A 15,492-nucleotide genomic window follows, 5' to 3' on the forward strand; every position below is an offset into this window, starting at 1 on the left:
CACGCTGGGCGTCGGATCGGCGGTCGTGGGCGGGCAGGCGGGCGTGCGTTCACGGCCTCGGGCCGGGCGCCGGGCTCACGGCTGCGGGGCACCGCGGCCCCCGGCCACGCTCCCCACGGACGATGCCAACCGCACGCCGAGGGCCCCGCACCTCTCGGTGCGGGGCCCTGTTCTGTCGGTCAGCCCAGCAGGCCGCCCACCAGGCCCGGCTGGCCGGTGGACGACGTGCCGCCCGTGCTGCCGGTGCCGCCGGTCGACGTGCCGCCGCCCGTCGCCGTGCCGCCCGTGCTGGTCGGGCCCGCCGTGGTGCTGGGGGCGCCGCCCGTGGGGGCGGACCTGCGGGGCGGGACCTGGCCCGAGGTGCCCTGGGTCTGGCTGGGGGTCGTGGTGGTGGCGCCTCCGCCGGTGCCGCGGCTCGCGCCCGGGGTCGTCGCCGCGCCGGAGGGGCTGGCGCCGGCCGTCGCGCCGCCGGACGGCGAGCTGGACGCCGACGGGGTCCGCCGGTGCGTCCGGCCGGGCTCCTGCGGGAGCGGGGAGCCGGGCACGTTGTTGCGCGGGGCCTCGCCGGGGCCGGGGACGACCACACGGCTGGAGTCGCGCACGGCGCCGCCCAGCAGGGAGCCGGCGAGCAGGGTGAGACCGACGGTGACGGCCGTGACGAGGGCGCCGCGGCGCAGGACGAAGCGGCGCAGCTCCCAGATGTCGGCGCGGGGTCCGAGGGTGCGCCAGGCGCTGCCGGCGAGGCGGCCGTCGACCGAGTAGACCGGGGCGCCCGCGATGATCAGCGGTGACCAGGCGGCCAGGTAGATGATGTCGGGGGTGTCGTAGGCGGGGACGCTCTTCCAGCTGACCGTGACGATCAGCGCGGCCGAGAGCAGGGCGCCGACCACGGCGGCGACACGCTGCCAGCAGCCGAAGACGGTCAGGACGCCGACGACCACCTGGAGGAAGGCGATGACCAGGCCGGAGCCGACCGGGTGGTGCAGGGCGAACTGGTGCAGCGGCTCGGCGACGTCCCACGGGTGCAGGGTGTTGAGCCACTTGACCATGGAGCCGCGCTTGCCGCCGTCGAAGTAGACGGGGTCGCACAGCTTGCCCATACCGGCGTAGATGGAGATGAAGCCGAGGAAGATGCGCAGCGGGAGCAGGACGACGCCGAGGTTCATGCGGCGGCCCGGGTAGTAGGCGTGCCGCGCCGGGTCGTCGCCGTGGCGCTTGCGGAGGCGTTCGCCCGCCGCCTCGGCGGTGTCGTCGTAGGCGTCGTAGTCGCCGTGATCTGCGTAGTCGTCGTGACCGGCGTACCCGGCGTGGTCGCCGTAGTTCCCGTACGCGCCGTCGAACTCCTGCGCCGCGTAACCCGGTTCGTCGTAGGCGCTGCCCGCGCCGCGCATGGTGGGCAGGAGCCGGGTGCCCTCGTCGGGGGCGGTGCGCTGGTGGCCGACGACCGGTGTCTCCACGGTCTGGTCGAGACCCGCGTAGGCGTCCGGGTATCCGGTTCCCACCCGCGGGATGACCTGGGTGGCGCCGGCCTCGACGGGCTCGTCGACATGGCGGACGCTGCCCCGGACGGCCTGGAGCAGCCGGTGGGCGCCGGTGTCGTCGGGCGCGGACCTGCCGCTCCACACGACGGGGCGCCGGCGGCCGGCCGCGGCGGTGGCGCCGGCCCGCCCCCCGGTGCCCATGACCGGCATGCGGGCGGGTTCCTGGGTGGCGCTCAGGTGCCGGGCGATCCGCGGGGATTGGCCGCGCTTGGCCGACGCGCCCAACTGCACGCGGAAGCTGGCGTGACTGACGATGACCTGCGCCGGATCGCTCGGCACCTTCACCATGCTCAGCGCGGGAGCGTCGTCGAATCCCGACGAGCGGTCCCCCGTGGGTGTGCGGGGTGTTCTGGTGTCCACACTCATCTAACCGAGTGACGTGGAGTTAGGACACTGCTTTGACCGGCCGGATGTGTCCGGACCCCGTCAAAGCGGCTCCTGACGCCACATGGACGCCGTAATGACCCCGCACGGGTGAAGTGCCGGACGGGTGTTCAGCTCCGCCTGCGCGCCGCCTCGTACAGCACGATGCCCGCCGCCACACCGGCGTTCAGGGACTCCGCGCCACCCGGCATCGGGATCCGCACCCGGAAGTCGCAGGTCTCGCCGACCAGGCGGGACAGGCCCTTGCCCTCGCTGCCGACCACGATGACGACGGGGCCGCCGAGCGCCTCCAGGTCGCCGAGCTCCACCTCGCCGTCCGCCGCCAGGCCCACGACCGTGATGCCGGCCTTCTTGTAGGCCTCCAGGGTCCGGGTGAGGTTGGTGGCGCGGGCGACCGGCGTACGGGCGGCCGTACCGGCGGAGGTCTTCCAGGCGCCGGCGGTCATGCCGGCCGAGCGGCGCTCGGGGACGACCACGCCGTGACCGCCGAAGGCGGAGACGGAGCGGACGACCGCGCCGAGGTTGCGCGGGTCGGTGACGCCGTCGAGCGCGACGATCAGCGGGTCGACGGCCTCGTCGTAGGCGGCCTCTGCGAGGTCCTCGGGGTGCGCGTACTCGTACGGCGGCACCTGCAGCACGAGGCCCTGGTGGTTCAGACCGTTCGTCATGCGGTCCAGCTCCGGCCGCGGGGCCTCCATCAGGTTGATGCCGCCGCGCTCGGCGGCGAGCTGGAGGGCCTCACGGACGCGCTCGTCGTTGTCGACGAACTGCTGGACGTAGAGCGTGGATGCGGGTACGCCCTCGCGCAGCGCCTCGACCACCGGGTTGCGGCCGACGACCAGTTCGGAGGCGGACTTGCCGCCCCGGCCGCGGACCACCGGGCGGCGCGCGGACTGCTTGGCCTTGGCGGTGGCGATGCGGTTCTTCTTGTGGCCCTTGCGCATCTCGGCGGGCGGGGTCGGGCCCTTGCCTTCCAGGCCCCTGCGCCGCTGGCCGCCACTGCCGACCTGCGCGCCCTTCTTGCCGGACATGCGACGGTTGTTCGCGGCCATGACCTACCTGTTTCTGTGGTGCGTGCGGATGTGTACGTCTATGCAGTGTGCCGCCCGGAGGTCCGGGCGGCACAATCGATCATCGGACCGGAGGCGGTCTCAGCGCTGGCCGAGGCTCCAGCGGGGCCCCTGCGGACTGTCCTCGATGACCAGACCGGTCTGCTTGAGCTGGTCGCGGATGGCGTCCGCGGTGGCCCAGTCCTTGCGGGCGCGGGCCGACTCGCGCTGGTCGAGGACGAGCCGGACGAGGCTGTCCACCACGCCGTGCAGGTCCTCGCCCCGGTCGGTCTCACCGGCCCAGGCGGGGTCGAGCGGGTCGAGGCCGAGGACGCCGAGCATGGCGCGCACCTCGGCGAGACGGGCCACCGCGGCGTCCTTGTCGTCCGCGGCCAGCGCGCTGTTGCCCTGCCGGACGGTGGTGTGCACGACGGCGAGGGCCTGCGGGACCCCCAGGTCGTCGTCCATCGCCTCGGCGAAGGCGGGCGGGACCTCGGCGGCGGGCTCGACGGCCCCGCCGGCCTTCTCCACCACGCGCTGGACGAAGCCCTCGATACGGGCGAACGCGGACTCCGCCTCGCGCAGCGCGTCCTCGCTGTACTCGATCATCGAGCGGTAGTGCGGGGTGCCGAGGTAGTAGCGCAGGACGATCGGACGCCACTGCTTGACCATCTCGGAGACCAGGACGCTGTTGCCGAGCGACTTGGACATCTTGTCGCCGGCCATGGTGACCCAGGCGTTGTGCACCCAGTACCGGGCGAAGTCGTCGCCGTAGGCCTTGGCCTGGGCGATCTCGTTCTCGTGGTGCGGGAAGATCAGATCGAGGCCGCCGCCGTGGATGTCGAAGGCGCTGCCCAGGTATTTGTGCGCCATCGCGGAGCACTCCAGGTGCCAGCCGGGGCGGCCGGGCCCCCACGGGGTGGGCCAGGTCGGCTCGCCGGGCTTGGCGGACTTCCACATGGCGAAGTCGCGCGGGTCCCGCTTGCCGGTCTCGCCCTCGCCGGAGGGCTGGAGCAGGTTGTCCAGCTCCTGCCGGGACAGCTCCAGGTACTGCGGGAAGGACCGCACGTCGAAGTAGACGTTGCCGTCGGACGCGTAGGCGTGGCCGCGCTCGATGAGGCCCTGCATCATCTCGATCATCTCGGTGACGTGGCCGGTCGCGCGGGGCTCGTAGGTGGGCGGGAGGCAGCCGAGGGCGGAGTAGCCGTCGTTGAAGGCGCGCTCGTTCTCGTAGCCGATCGCCCACCAGGGCCGGTTCTGCTCGTGGGCCTTCTTGATGATCTTGTCGTCGATGTCGGTGACGTTGCGGACGAACGTCACGTCGTAGCCGCGGTAGGCGAACCAGCGGCGCATGATGTCGAAGTTGAGGCCCGAGCGGATGTGGCCGATGTGCGGGGCCGCCTGCACGGTGGCACCACAGAGGTAGATCGAGACACAGCCCGGCTTGAGCGGGGTGAAGTCACGGATCTGCCGGGCGTTGGTGTCGTACAGGCGAATGGTCACCACTCCAGGGTAGTGGGCGCCAGGCAGTGCCTCACGCCCCTTCCCCACAATGCCCCGGGTGCGCCGTGCCGCCGGGACCTCAGAGCATCCCGGTCACCTTGCGCGGGGTGATGCGCACCACCACCCGCTGGGCGTCGTTCGCGGAGGCGGGGTTGAAGTCCGCGTACTTCTTGCCGGTGTACTTCTCGCTCAGTTCGTCGATGAGTTCCGCGGCGCCGTCGGTGGTCATCTCGGCGGTGCCGCGGATCTCGGCGTACTCGTAGGGCTGCTCGGGGTTCATGACGACGACCGTGACGCGCGGGTCGCGGTCCAGGTTCTTCTTCTTGCGGCGGTCCGCCGTGGTGGAGAAGAGGATGTCGTCGCCGTCACGCTTCGCCCAGACCGGGGACATCTGCGGTCCCCCGTCGGGCTGTACGGTGCCGACGACGATGAACACCTTGTCGTCCAACAGGGACTTGACCCGGTCGGGCAGTGCGGCGGACATGGGTACCTCCTCGGTCAACGGTGACTCTGCGGGTACCCTCGCACGCCCTCAGCCCACCCGCACCACGAGTGCCGTGGCCACCGCCATGAGTCCCTCCCCGCGGCCGGGGAAGCCGAGGCCGTCGGTCGTGGCGCCGGAGACGGACACCGGAGCGCCGGCCGCCTCGGAGAGGATCTTCTGCGCCTCGTCCCGGCGCTTGCCGATCTTGGGGCGGGCTCCGACGACCTGGACGGCGACGTTGCCGATGGTGAATCCGGCCTCGCGGACGATGCGGGCGGCCTCGGTCAGCAGCGTGGTGCCGGAGGCGCCGGACCACTCGGGGCGCCCGGTGCCGAAGTGCGCTCCGAGGTCGCCGAGCCCGGCGGCGGAGAAGAGCGCGTTGCACGCGGCGTGCGCGACGACGTCGGCGTCGGAGTGCCCGGCCAGGCCCGGGCCCGCGTCCTCCCACTTCAGACCGGCGCACCACAGCTCCCGGCCTTCCTCGAAGGCGTGGATGTCGGTGCCGATACCGACCCGGGGCAGCGCGAACGGGAGCGCGGCGGACGGGTCGTGGGCGGGCCGGGTGTCAGAGGTGTCAGAAGCCATCGTTGAGCCTCCTGCGGGCCAGGACCGCCTCGGCGAGGACCAGGTCGAGGGGGCGGGTGACCTTGAAGGCCTCCTCGTGCCCGGGGACGGTGACGACCCGCAGGCCGAGCTGCTCGACCATGCTCGCGTCGTCCGTGACGTCCTCGGTGACGGTCTCGTGGGCGCGGACCAGGGTCGCGCGGTCGAAGCCCTGGGGTGTCTGCACGGCGCGCAGCCGGGCCCGCTCGGGTGTGGCCACGACCGGCTCGGGGTCGCCGGGCACGGCCGCGGGCTCGACCTCCTTGACGGTGTCGGCGAGCGGCAGCGCGGGGACCACGGCGGGCGCGCCGTCGCGTACGGCCTCGATGACGCCGTCGACGGTGTCGACGGGGACGAGCGGGCGGGCCGCGTCGTGCACGAGGACGACGCCGTACTCGGGCGGCAGGGCGTCGAGGCCCAGCCGGACCGACTCCTGGCGGCTGTCCCCGCCGGGCACGACGAGGAAGTCGGTGCGCTCGGGCAGGGCGTGCGCGTCGAGCAGGGACTTCACCTCGCCCGCGCCGTCGGGCGGGGCGACGACGATCACCAGGGCGACGTGCCGGGAGGCGGCGAGGGCGCGGACCGCGTGGATCAGCATGGGCGTGCCGTTCAGCGCGCGCAGCGCTTTGGGGGCGCCAGGGCCCAGGCGTACGCCCCGGCCGGCGGCGGGAATCACGGCGGCGACGGGGATCTGCGCGGGTGAGGGGCGCGAATCGTCAGACATCGGTTCCTGTCAGGTTTGTGTGCTCGACCCAGGTGGGTATGGCCTGGAGGAGTGCCGGGCGCGACGCCTTGACCGGACCCTTCCGTGACCCTGGTCGAGCCATCTGCCCGGGCCCGGCACACCAAGTATCGGGGGGCTTCCCCCGAGATGAACGACAGGCGTCTTACCGGCCCGTCGCCCCGGTCGCACCGCGGCTGGAGTTCCGGGGACGAACATGCCGCAGCGCCCGGCGACAGGGTCTGTCATCGGGCACCGCGGCAGTTCACTGTGTGGCGCGTGCTGAGGGCGGCGACAGCCGCCGGGGGCGCGTCAGGAGGCGAGTACCTCGTCGAGCAGGGCCTCGGCCTTGTCCTCGTTCGTGTTCTCCGCGAGAGCCAGCTCGCTCACCAGAATCTGGCGGGCCTTGGCGAGCATGCGCTTCTCACCGGCGGACAGTCCGCGCTCGCGCTCGCGACGCCACAGGTCACGCACGACTTCCGCGACCTTGATGACATCGCCGGAGGCAAGCTTCTCCAGGTTTGCCTTGTAGCGACGGGACCAGTTCGTGGGCTCCTCGGCGTACGGGGCGCGCAGCACCTCGAAGACTCGGTCCAGCCCGTCCTGACCGACCACATCACGCACGCCGACGAACTCCGCATTGTCCGCTGGCACACGTACCGTCAGGTCACCCTGGGCGACCTTCAGCACCAAGTAGGTCTTGTCCACGCCTTTGATCTGGCGAGTTTCGATAGCCTCGATCAGCGCGGCCCCGTGATGGGGATAGACCACGGTGTCGCCAACCTTGAACGTCATGTGACAGGTACCCCTTCCGTGGCTATCCAGGGTAACACGGATACGGCGGGTTCTGAATGGCGTTTTCGCAGGTCAGGGCATATCTCGGGGCTTGACAACAGTGACACGAACGTGCTGCGAAGGGCCTGCGGAACCAGGTATTCGCAGGTCGGAGGGGCTCTCCGGGCGGAGAGAAACGCGCACGTTACACGCTCCGGGAGGCGCTTCCAAGCGGATGAACATCCCGTTTTGTCCGCTTCCAGACGTGCGACTTCCGCTACTCCGTTCGGAGGCCCGGCACCGGCGGGAGCCGATTCCGGAATTGATCAACCTGGGCCGGACGGGTGATCGGTGATCAATTTCCAGGGTGCTCGCGCATTCCTTCACGAAAATGTCGCCGGCGCTCCAGGGAGCGCTCGCGCGCGCGTTATGCGAATGGCTGACGGAGGTCCCGGCAAAGTGACCCGCGGGTCACCTGCGGGCGGTCGCGGTACCCCCACCCGGAGGGAAGCGGGGGGCTTGGGGGAGGGTCGGGTGCGGCGGCGCGGGAACGGCTCGGTAACCTGAGGTCGCTGACAGACACTTAGGGTGGCTTTATAGAGGAGCCGCCCCTGCGTTCAAGGAGTTGCCGCCGCCGTGAGCAGCAGCCTTCGACGCGGCGCCCTCGCCGCCTCCGCCATTGCCTTCTCGATCGCCTCGCTCGCCGCCTGCGGCGCCGGAAACAACTCCCAGACCCTGGAGATCAAGCCGGACAACGCGGCCACCAGCGTCGGCGCCATCAAGATCCAGAACGCCGCGATCATCACGCAGCCCGACCCGCAGGCCACCGGTCCCGCCGTCGTCTCCGCGACGATCTTCAACGAGGGCGCGACCAACCAGACCCTCCAGTCGATCACCGTCGCGGGCAGCAGCCAGCCGCTCAAGCTCTCCCCGGCCAAGGGCCAGAGCCTGACCGTCCCGGCCCACGGCTCGCTGATCATCGGCGGCAAGGGCAACGCGTCCGCCGTACTGGCCAGCGGCCGCGAGGCGGTCCAGAACGGCAACGTGCAGAAGGTGACCTTCACCCTCAGCTCGACCGGTCCGGTGAGCCTGAGCGCCTACGTGGTCCCGGCCACCAGCTACTTCAGCGGCTGGGGTCCGAGCGAGATCCCGAGCGCCGCGGCCACCGCCTCCCCCGCGCCGGGCGCGTCCGCCTCGGGCAGCGGCAAGCCGCACAAGGGCGGCAAGGCCACCGCCTCGGCGACGGCCACCGACACCGCGTCCGCGGGCGACGCCGCGGACACCGGCGCCACCCCCAGCGACTCGGCGTCCCAGTCGGCCGGCAACTGAGCGACCGCACGCGCGAAGGGCGGCACCCCCCCGGGGGGTGCCGCCCTTCGTCGTCCCGCGCGGCCCCACCGGGCCGGCCCGGGCGGGCCGGTCGTGCCGCCCGCCGTACGGCCTACGGCCTACGGCTCGAACTTGTAGCCGAGGCCCCGCACCGTCACCAGGTACCTGGGCGCCCCCGGGTCCGGCTCGATCTTGGCGCGCAGCCGCTTGACGTGGACGTCCAGCGTCTTGGTGTCACCGACGTAGTCGGCGCCCCAGACCCGGTCGATGAGCTGCATGCGGGTCAGCACGCGGCCGGCGTTGCGCAGCAGCATCTCCAGCAGGTCGAACTCCTTGAGCGGGAGGTCGACCTTCGAGCCCGAGACGGTGACCACGTGGCGGTCGACGTCCATACGGACCGGGCCCGCCTCCAGGGCGGCCGGGGTGACCTCCTCCGGCTCCCCGCGACGGCGCAGGACGGCCCGGATGCGGGCGACCAGCTCACGGGAGGAGAAGGGCTTGGTGACGTAGTCGTCGGCCCCTATCTCCAGGCCCACGACCTTGTCGATCTCGCTGTCCTTGGCGGTGACCATGATCACGGGAACGTTGGAGCGGCCGCGCAGCTGCCGGCACACCTCCGTGCCGGGCAGCCCCGGCAGCATCAGGTCGAGGAGGACGAGGTCGGCGCCGTTGCGCTCGAACTCGTCGAGTCCGTCGGGGCCGGTGGCCGCGACGGCGACCTCGAAGCCCTCCTTGCGGAGCATGTACGACAGGGCGTCGGAGAAGGACTCCTCGTCCTCGACGACGAGCACTCGGGTCACGGAAGGACCTCCGGGGCGGGAAGCGGTTCGTACGGAGATGTGTCGGTGGGGCCGCCGTCCTCTTCGTCGAGGTCGGGGTGGTGCAGTGCGCGGTCACGGGCCACGCCCGCCTCCGGCAGCCTGAGAGTGAACGTGGAGCCCTGCCCCTCGGCGCTCCACACCGTGACCTCCCCGCCGTGCGAGGCGGCCACGTGCTTGACGATGGCGAGCCCGAGACCGGTGCCTCCGGTGGCTCGGGAGCGGGCCGGGTCGACCCGGTAGAAGCGCTCGAAGACGCGCTCCTTGTCCTTTTCCGAGATGCCGATGCCCTGGTCGGTGACGGCCAGCTCGATCATGTCGCCGCCCGGGGCGACCACCCGGCGGGCGGCGATGCCGACCCGGGTGCGGGCCGGGGAGTAGTTCACCGCGTTCTCGACCAGGTTGCCGAGGGCGGCGGCGAGCTGGCCGCGGTTGCCCCAGACGTGCAGGTCGGCGGTGCCCCCGGCGGCCATGATGATCTGCTTGGCGCCGGCCTGGTGGCGGCAGCGGTCGACGGCCTCGGCGACCAGCTCGTCCACCCGGACGGGCTCGGCGTCCTCCAGGGGGTCGTCGTTCTGCACCCGGGAGAGGTCGATCAGCTCCTGGACCAGATTGGTCAGCCGGGTCGCCTCGATCTGCATGCGGCCCGCGAAGCGCTGCACGGCCTCGGGGTCGTCGGAGGCGTCCATCACGGCCTCGGAGAGCAGGGAGAGCGCGCCGACGGGCGTCTTCAGCTCATGGCTGACGTTCGCCACGAAGTCGCGCCGTACGGCCTCGATCCTGCGGGCCTCGGTGAGGTCCTCGACCAGCAGCAGGACCAGCCGGGAGCCGAGCGGGGCCACCCGCGCGGAGACGGCGAGGGCCTCGCCCCGTCCCGTGCCGCGCCGGGGCAGGTCCAGCTCCACCTGGCGTATCTCGCCGTCGCGTCTGGTGTCCCGGGCCATATGGAGCATCGGCTCGACCGAGAGCTTGCCGCCGCGGACCAGCCCGAGGGCGTAGGCGGCGGAGCTGGCCTTGACGACGGCGTCGGCCTCGTCGAGGACGACGGCCGACGAGCGGAGCACGGACAGCACGGTGTCCACGCCGGGCGGGAGTACGGGATCGGTGTGCAAAGAAGTCCTGGTGGGTCGCTTCTGGTCGCGTTCACTCCAGCGGAACGCCAGCATGGCGATGACACCGGTGAGCACCCCGGCGATCGCTGCCGCTGCGGCGACCGCCGCGTTCACGTCCATGCCTCAAGGTTAGGCATGCCGAACGAGCTGACCACAGCCGTCGAGGTGCGACCTCGAACACTCGTCGCCCAGAGTTCACCTTGGAGCCAGTACCGGTTCATTCGAGAGGGCAGAAACGGTCGCGTGCGGGACAGAACGTGGGAGCGTGGGGACCAAGCACACCTATGAGAGGGAACCCTGATGCGGGACGCGTACCACGAGGAACTGGATTCGATCGGCGACGGTCTGGTGGAGATGGCCCGGCTGGTCGGCTCGGCGATCGGGCGCGCCACGACGGCCATCCTCGACACCGACCTGAAGCTGGCCGAGAACGTGATCGAGGCCGACCAGAAGGTCGACGAACTCCAGCACGACCTGGAGGCGCGGGCGATAGCCCTGCTCGCGCGCCAGCAGCCGGTGGCGACTGACCTGCGTATCGTCGTCACGTCGCTGCGCATGTCCGCCGACCTCGAGCGCTCCGGAGACCTCGCGCAGCACGTGGCCAAGCTGGCCCGGCTGCGCTTCCCGGCGCGCGCGGTGCCACACGACCTGCACGCCACCATCCTGGAGATGGGCCAGCTCGCGCAGCGCCTGATGGCCAAGGCGGCCGAGGTGATCGTGACGAAGGACGTCGACCTCGCCCTCCAGTTGGAGCAGGACGACGACGACATGGACCTCCTGCACCGCACGCTCTTCCAGCACCTGATCGACGAGCGCTGGAAGCACGGCATCGAGACGGCCGTCGACGTGACCCTGCTGGGCCGTTACTACGAGCGGTACGCGGACCACGCCGTGGCGGTCGCCAAGCGTGTCGTCTATCTCGTCACCGGCGAGCACGCGGACGACCTCCAGCAGGACATCAAGCCGGTCACGGGGCTCGAAGGAGTCTGAGGCGGGGGCTCGAAGACCGCCGGGCAGGCGCGCGGGCGCCTCTGTGCGCCGTTGATGCGCCCAGGAAAACGGGCATGCAATGGGCGGGGGCACCAGGCCCCCGTGTCGAGGAGGGACCCATGGCCGAATCCCCCAGCACCACGCCCGACCCCACCCAGGAGCGCGACACCGACCAGTCCGGCGAGATCAGGAGCCTGCCGCTCGTCGCCGCGTGCGGCTGCGGATCGGGCTGCGGCTGCGGCTGCCAGTCGGGCGCTCCCTGCCAGTGCGGCTGACGGCGTACGACCTGTGAGGGGCCCCGGGTGATCCCGGGGCCCCTCACGCGTGCCGGCCGCAGCGCGTCCAGGAATGCGGACAGTGACGGCGGCCGGTGGCCGGGCGGCCCCGCGAAGCGGACGGCGGGCTCGGCGGGGCGGGGGCGGCCGCGGGGCCAGACATGACCGCGGCGCGGCGGGGTCCGCCGACCGACGAGGGCCCCTGCCTCGACCGCTACTGCCGTTCCCGGCTCATGACCGGTCACCGACGTCGCCATGATGGCCGCCGTCGTGATGGCCGCCGGGCTCCGGTTCGAAGCGGAGCTTGCGGGCCAGGACCTGCCGGGCCACCTGGCTCACGGTACGGCCCTCGACGAAGGCGCGGGCCCGCATCCGGTCCAGGGCCTGCTCGGGGTCGACGTCGAGCTGCACCATCACCATGCCGACCGCCTGGTAGACCTCGGTGTGGTCGGCCTCCGAGGCCGCCAGCCAGGACGCCACCTCCTCCTCGGTGGCCTCCTCGGACCCGTCGTGCGCCGGCTGGGTGCTCATCAGGGCGTACGTGATCGCGTCCCGCACCCACAGCGCGGTCCGCAGGTCCGGCTCGGACAGGCCGCCGACCCGGTCGCAGTACAGGTCGAGGGTGCCGACGGCGGCACCGCTGACGCCCAGGGGCAGGGAGAACACCGCGGACACGCCGAGTCCGACCGCCTCGTGCGCGAAGATCGGCCAGCGCCGGGCATCGCGGCCCGCGGTGAGGTCGGGCGCGAGGACGGGGGCGCCCTGTTCGAGCGCGGAGTGGCAGGGCCCGTCGCCCGTCGTGTACTGCAGCTCGGCCAGCCGGGCCGCGACCCGGTCACTGGCGCACCAGGTCATCTGGATGCCCCGGCCACCGGAGATGGACACCGAGGCCCCGCTGACCGGCAGGAGCCGTACGCAGGCCGCGCACAGCGCGTCCGGGACGCGCAGGGGGTCGGTGACCTCCCGGGTGGCGGCGGCCAGCGCCTCGCTGACGCGCAGCCGGCCCCGGGGCTCCGCGGACGCACCGTCACCCGCCCGCTCGTCCGGCTGATCGGGCTGATCGGGCTGATCGGGCTGATCGGGCTGATCGGGCGGCATGGTCATCACCCCCGTGGTGACGTTCGGTCAGCGGCCATGATCCGTCGGTGTCCCTTTGTGATCCCCTGAAGCCCGCCCGCTACGGGCTGCCGGCAGCCGGGTTCCCATGTCACGGAGGGTCATGGCAGGGCCGGGGCGCTTCTCGCCGATCCTGGGCCCGCCCCGGGTCGGGCGTCGACGCCGGCGCGGGTCCCGGATCAGGGGACCCGGACACGAAATCACCCGGCCGGTGTGAGGCCGCCGGTCGGCTTCGGGCGCAGCGTGGACCCAGAACACCATCCGGGTGAGGACCCGGGCGGGAGACGAAGGGAACACGCAGATGTTTCTCGCGTACGACTACCCCCTGTTGAGCGCCTTCTGGACCATGCTCTGGTTCTTCCTCTGGATCATGTGGTTCTTCCTGCTCTTCAAGATCGTCTTCGACATCTTCCGGGACGACTCGCTGAGCGGCTGGGGGAAGACCGGCTGGCTGGTGTTCGTGATCGTGCTGCCGTTCCTCGGCGTCTTCGTGTACCTCATCGCACGGGGCAAGGACATGGGCCGCCGCGACGTCGAGCACGCCAGGGCGCAGCGGCAGATGTTCGACTCCTACGTCCGTGAGACGGCTGCCGCCAACCAGCCCAGCAGCACCGACGAACTCGCCCGCCTCGCCGAGCTGCGCAAGCGCGGCGACATCACGCAGGACGAGTTCCAGCAGGCCAAGGCCCTGATCCTGTCCGACGCCCGTCCGGCGAACAGCGCCACCGCGGCCCCGGCGCCCAGCCCCCGCTGAGCACCGGCCGAAGCAAGCGAGGCTGAGAGATGACCACGACACGCACCACCACGCACGCGCGCAAGCAGCAGTGGGCCGGCGGGCTGATGCTCTTCGGAGCCGTCATGCTGATGGTCGCCGGAGTGATCGACATCTTCCGCGGCATCATGGGGATCGCCCAGGACGACGTGTTCGTAGCGGCCAACGGCTACGTCTTCCGGTTCGACCTGACCGGCTGGGGCTGGGTCACCCTCATCCTGGGCGCCGTCGCCGTGGTGGTGAGCATGGGGCTGTTCCAGCAGGCGATGTGGGCCCGGGTCTCCGGCATCGTCATCGCCGGCCTGATCATCATCGCCAACTTCCTGTCCCTGCCGTACGCCCCCCTGTGGTCCACCCTGATGATGGCCTTCTCCGGAGTCGTCATCTGGGCCCTGTGCGTGGCACAGCCCCAGGAATCAACGGCGAAGTCCGAGGCGTGAGGCGTCCCGTACCGACCGGCTGCGCTCAGCCCCCCGGCCATCAAGCATGGCCGGGGACCGCCGTATCGCGGGCGGGATGTACAGGGGGCCCTGCCGCCTAGGTGGTCGGTGCCACGAGGAACGTCAGCCACCGGTGACGACTCGCGCTGCGCGCGGAACGCGGAGCGCGAAACGTGAAGCGTGGAGCGTGGAGTCAGGCCGCCCGGGACCGTGTCGCACGGCTGCCCGGGGCAGGCTCCTCCACGTCCTCGAACACAAAGGCGTCATCCCCGAAGTCGGGGGCCTGGAAGGGGTTGGTCGCCGGGGGCGGCGACGCCGCGGCGGAGTGGCTGGGCTGGCCTTCCACGGCGGAGAACAGCGATGTCGTATCGATGAGCGGACTCTCTTTCGTTACAGGTCCCGGCCGGGACCTGGTGTGCCGTGACCGGGCACAGCGGTCCTACAACTTGGTCATCTTGGCGTACGGGCTCAAGATCCGCATTTGCGCCGAGCCGAAATCCACCAGGGCCGCGATCCCGTCCTCGATACCGATCACTCGGCCGAGTCCGTACACGTCATGCGTGACCTGGTCCCCCACCTCGAAGTGCTTGGGAACCGGCGCGACCGGAGCCTTGAAGGGGCTGGTGGGCAGGTGGCGCCGAGGCGCAGCAGGCTTGGTCATGGCTCAGTATGCGCCTCCGCGCAACCCGTCCGCTGTGGCGGTCGGCACAGATCCACATCGTGAGGCCCTTTTCACGCCTCTGACCTGGTCTTTTCGAATTTGACCCCGCTTTGCCCGATTACTCCTCGATCGCGGCCTTGGCACCCGGCGAACCGATGGACGGGAGACACCGTGACCGCGCGACCGCGTGAGCCCGGCGAGCCGGGTACCCCTGCCCTGGCCGACCCCGCTGATGCGGTCGACCCCGGGCCGAACCTACACTGACCAATACACCTAAAAGGTCACATTAGGGAGATATGCGCTATGGCGAAGCGAGGCAACAAGCGACGTGCCCGCAAGAAGAAGAAGTCGAACCACGGCAAGCGCCCCAACGCCTGAACCGACCTGAGTCACAAGCCCAGTACAGCGACGAGCCCCCTGCCCACGGGATCCCCCGGGCAGGGGGCTCGGTCGTCACCGGGGCGATGACCACTCACCCGGCACGACCCGTTTGTTCCATGTCGACAGTGACCACAGCACCACCCGCCACTCACCCCCCGGTCCCCCGCACGCCGCAAGCGCACCCCGACCGGCCTCCACACCGACGAACCACGCCTGGAAGAGGCGGACATGCGCGGCGGGGGCAACGACGTCGGACGGCTCGACGGTGGCCGCGAGCGTGTCGCGTCGGCCCACCGTGATCACCCTTGCTACTGTCCACTTCGCCCAAATCACCCAGAAAAGACCGATTCGGGTCTGCTGGTGGTCGAGAGGACACGGACCATGAACGACTTTTCCCGTCGCGGAATGCTCAGGGCGACGGCGGGCGCGGGTGCCGGTGCGGTCGTCGCATCGGGCGCCGCGGGGGGGGGGGGGGCCCGCGCCGGGGGGCGGGGGGGGGGGGGCGGGGGGGGGGGGCGCCCGCGGGGCGGGGGCGGCGG

General features: G+C 71.5%; 17 protein-coding genes. 6 read left to right on the forward strand and 11 right to left on the reverse strand.

Translation table 11 applies throughout. The features are described 5' to 3' along the window. Positions 1 to 179: 179 nt before the first annotated feature. The 7 genes from V7E45_RS16315 to V7E45_RS16345 all read right to left on the reverse strand — a co-directional run bounded on the left by V7E45_RS16315 (position 180) and on the right by V7E45_RS16345 (position 7,080). A complete protein-coding gene (locus tag V7E45_RS16315; protein WP_333774889.1) occupies positions 180 to 1,907 on the reverse strand; it encodes a DoxX family protein in 1,728 nt (575 codons plus the stop codon). Positions 1,908 to 2,035: 128 nt separating this feature from the next. After that, on the reverse strand, positions 2,036 to 2,977 hold the full coding sequence (gene rlmB, locus V7E45_RS16320) for a 23S rRNA (guanosine(2251)-2'-O)-methyltransferase RlmB (protein ID WP_333774890.1): 942 nt from the start codon (positions 2,975 to 2,977) through the stop codon (positions 2,036 to 2,038). A 99-nt stretch (positions 2,978 to 3,076) separates the two neighbouring features. Continuing rightward, positions 3,077 to 4,477 (reverse strand): cysteine--tRNA ligase, encoded by a 1,401-nt coding sequence (gene cysS / locus V7E45_RS16325; RefSeq protein WP_333774891.1) that lies wholly within the window; start codon positions 4,475 to 4,477, stop codon positions 3,077 to 3,079. A gap of 79 nt (positions 4,478 to 4,556) precedes the next feature. Then, positions 4,557 to 4,961 carry a PPOX class F420-dependent oxidoreductase gene (locus V7E45_RS16330; protein ID WP_333774892.1) on the reverse strand — a complete coding sequence of 135 codons (405 nt, stop codon included), beginning with the start codon at positions 4,959 to 4,961 and terminating at the stop codon, positions 4,557 to 4,559. Positions 4,962 to 5,009: 48 nt separating this feature from the next. Continuing rightward, on the reverse strand, positions 5,010 to 5,546 hold the full coding sequence (gene ispF / locus V7E45_RS16335) for a 2-C-methyl-D-erythritol 2,4-cyclodiphosphate synthase (protein ID WP_333774893.1): 537 nt from the start codon (positions 5,544 to 5,546) through the stop codon (positions 5,010 to 5,012). Next, a complete protein-coding gene (gene ispD / locus V7E45_RS16340; protein WP_333774894.1) occupies positions 5,536 to 6,288 on the reverse strand; it encodes a 2-C-methyl-D-erythritol 4-phosphate cytidylyltransferase in 753 nt (250 codons plus the stop codon). Before ispD ends, ispF begins: the two co-directional genes overlap by 11 nt. A gap of 309 nt (positions 6,289 to 6,597) precedes the next feature. Beyond that, positions 6,598 to 7,080: a CarD family transcriptional regulator gene (locus tag V7E45_RS16345; RefSeq protein ID WP_003953493.1), complete on the reverse strand. Its 483-nt coding sequence runs from the start codon at positions 7,078 to 7,080 to the stop codon at positions 6,598 to 6,600. 615 nt (positions 7,081 to 7,695) lie between these two features. On the opposite strand from V7E45_RS16345, the gene V7E45_RS16350 reads away from it, so the two are divergent. Next, complete coding sequence (locus V7E45_RS16350; RefSeq protein ID WP_333774895.1) at positions 7,696 to 8,388, forward strand: DUF461 domain-containing protein; 693 nt, start codon at positions 7,696 to 7,698, stop codon at positions 8,386 to 8,388. A 119-nt stretch (positions 8,389 to 8,507) separates the two neighbouring features. Here the strand turns inward: V7E45_RS16350 and V7E45_RS16355 are convergent, their stop codons facing one another. After that, positions 8,508 to 9,188 (reverse strand): response regulator transcription factor, encoded by a 681-nt coding sequence (locus tag V7E45_RS16355; RefSeq protein WP_010358452.1) that lies wholly within the window; start codon positions 9,186 to 9,188, stop codon positions 8,508 to 8,510. Beyond that, positions 9,185 to 10,438: a sensor histidine kinase gene (locus tag V7E45_RS16360; protein ID WP_333774896.1), complete on the reverse strand. Its 1,254-nt coding sequence runs from the start codon at positions 10,436 to 10,438 to the stop codon at positions 9,185 to 9,187. The genes V7E45_RS16355 and V7E45_RS16360 overlap by 4 nt, the downstream gene beginning before the upstream one ends. Before the next feature lie 180 nt (positions 10,439 to 10,618). Between V7E45_RS16360 and phoU the strand changes: the two genes are divergently transcribed. Both phoU and V7E45_RS16370 read left to right on the forward strand, forming a co-directional pair. Continuing rightward, the gene (phoU, locus tag V7E45_RS16365) at positions 10,619 to 11,308 is read left to right on the forward strand and encodes a phosphate signaling complex protein PhoU (RefSeq protein ID WP_333774897.1); all 690 of its coding nucleotides are present in this window, start codon (positions 10,619 to 10,621) and stop codon (positions 11,306 to 11,308) included. Positions 11,309 to 11,427: 119 nt separating this feature from the next. Beyond that, a complete protein-coding gene (locus V7E45_RS16370) occupies positions 11,428 to 11,583 on the forward strand; it encodes a hypothetical protein (RefSeq protein WP_020940827.1) in 156 nt (51 codons plus the stop codon). Between the two features lie 231 nt (positions 11,584 to 11,814). Here V7E45_RS16370 and V7E45_RS16375 read toward each other — a convergent pair whose 3' ends face one another. Then, the gene (locus tag V7E45_RS16375; RefSeq protein ID WP_333774898.1) at positions 11,815 to 12,687 is read right to left on the reverse strand and encodes a GAF and ANTAR domain-containing protein; all 873 of its coding nucleotides are present in this window, start codon (positions 12,685 to 12,687) and stop codon (positions 11,815 to 11,817) included. Positions 12,688 to 13,000: 313 nt separating this feature from the next. On the opposite strand from V7E45_RS16375, the gene V7E45_RS16380 reads away from it, so the two are divergent. After that, the gene (locus V7E45_RS16380; RefSeq protein WP_333774899.1) at positions 13,001 to 13,453 is read left to right on the forward strand and encodes an SHOCT domain-containing protein; all 453 of its coding nucleotides are present in this window, start codon (positions 13,001 to 13,003) and stop codon (positions 13,451 to 13,453) included. Between the two features lie 29 nt (positions 13,454 to 13,482). Next, the gene (locus tag V7E45_RS16385) at positions 13,483 to 13,911 is read left to right on the forward strand and encodes a DUF7144 family membrane protein (protein ID WP_333774900.1); all 429 of its coding nucleotides are present in this window, start codon (positions 13,483 to 13,485) and stop codon (positions 13,909 to 13,911) included. Positions 13,912 to 14,350: 439 nt separating this feature from the next. On the opposite strand, the gene V7E45_RS16390 is transcribed toward V7E45_RS16385, so the two are convergent. Further along, positions 14,351 to 14,572 (reverse strand): hypothetical protein, encoded by a 222-nt coding sequence (locus V7E45_RS16390; protein WP_333774901.1) that lies wholly within the window; start codon positions 14,570 to 14,572, stop codon positions 14,351 to 14,353. Between the two features lie 303 nt (positions 14,573 to 14,875). On the opposite strand from V7E45_RS16390, the gene V7E45_RS40625 reads away from it, so the two are divergent. Further along, positions 14,876 to 14,950 carry a 50S ribosomal protein bL37 gene (locus V7E45_RS40625; RefSeq protein ID WP_106960698.1) on the forward strand — a complete coding sequence of 25 codons (75 nt, stop codon included), beginning with the start codon at positions 14,876 to 14,878 and terminating at the stop codon, positions 14,948 to 14,950. Positions 14,951 to 15,492 lie beyond the last annotated feature (542 nt).

The sequence above is a fragment of the Streptomyces sp. IBSBF 3136 genome (assembly GCF_036815105.1).
In the GTDB taxonomy this organism is placed as follows: domain Bacteria; phylum Actinomycetota; class Actinomycetes; order Streptomycetales; family Streptomycetaceae; genus Streptomyces.

Coding starts and splice junctions, on each gene's coding strand:
- V7E45_RS16315 (WP_333774889.1), bottom strand. CDS start 1,907: ATGAGTGTGGACACCAGAACACCCCGCACACCCACGGGGGACCGCTCG.
- rlmB (WP_333774890.1), bottom strand. CDS start 2,977: ATGGCCGCGAACAACCGTCGCATGTCCGGCAAGAAGGGCGCGCAGGTC.
- V7E45_RS16330 (WP_333774892.1), bottom strand. CDS start 4,961: ATGTCCGCCGCACTGCCCGACCGGGTCAAGTCCCTGTTGGACGACAAG.
- ispF (WP_333774893.1), bottom strand. CDS start 5,546: ATGGCTTCTGACACCTCTGACACCCGGCCCGCCCACGACCCGTCCGCC.
- ispD (WP_333774894.1), bottom strand. CDS start 6,288: ATGTCTGACGATTCGCGCCCCTCACCCGCGCAGATCCCCGTCGCCGCC.
- V7E45_RS16345 (WP_003953493.1), bottom strand. CDS start 7,080: ATGACGTTCAAGGTTGGCGACACCGTGGTCTATCCCCATCACGGGGCC.
- V7E45_RS16360 (WP_333774896.1), bottom strand. CDS start 10,438: ATGGACGTGAACGCGGCGGTCGCCGCAGCGGCAGCGATCGCCGGGGTG.
- phoU (WP_333774897.1), top strand. CDS start 10,619: ATGCGGGACGCGTACCACGAGGAACTGGATTCGATCGGCGACGGTCTG.
- V7E45_RS16370 (WP_020940827.1), top strand. CDS start 11,428: ATGGCCGAATCCCCCAGCACCACGCCCGACCCCACCCAGGAGCGCGAC.
- V7E45_RS16375 (WP_333774898.1), bottom strand. CDS start 12,687: ATGACCATGCCGCCCGATCAGCCCGATCAGCCCGATCAGCCCGATCAG.
- V7E45_RS16380 (WP_333774899.1), top strand. CDS start 13,001: ATGTTTCTCGCGTACGACTACCCCCTGTTGAGCGCCTTCTGGACCATG.
- V7E45_RS16385 (WP_333774900.1), top strand. CDS start 13,483: ATGACCACGACACGCACCACCACGCACGCGCGCAAGCAGCAGTGGGCC.
- V7E45_RS16390 (WP_333774901.1), bottom strand. CDS start 14,572: ATGACCAAGCCTGCTGCGCCTCGGCGCCACCTGCCCACCAGCCCCTTC.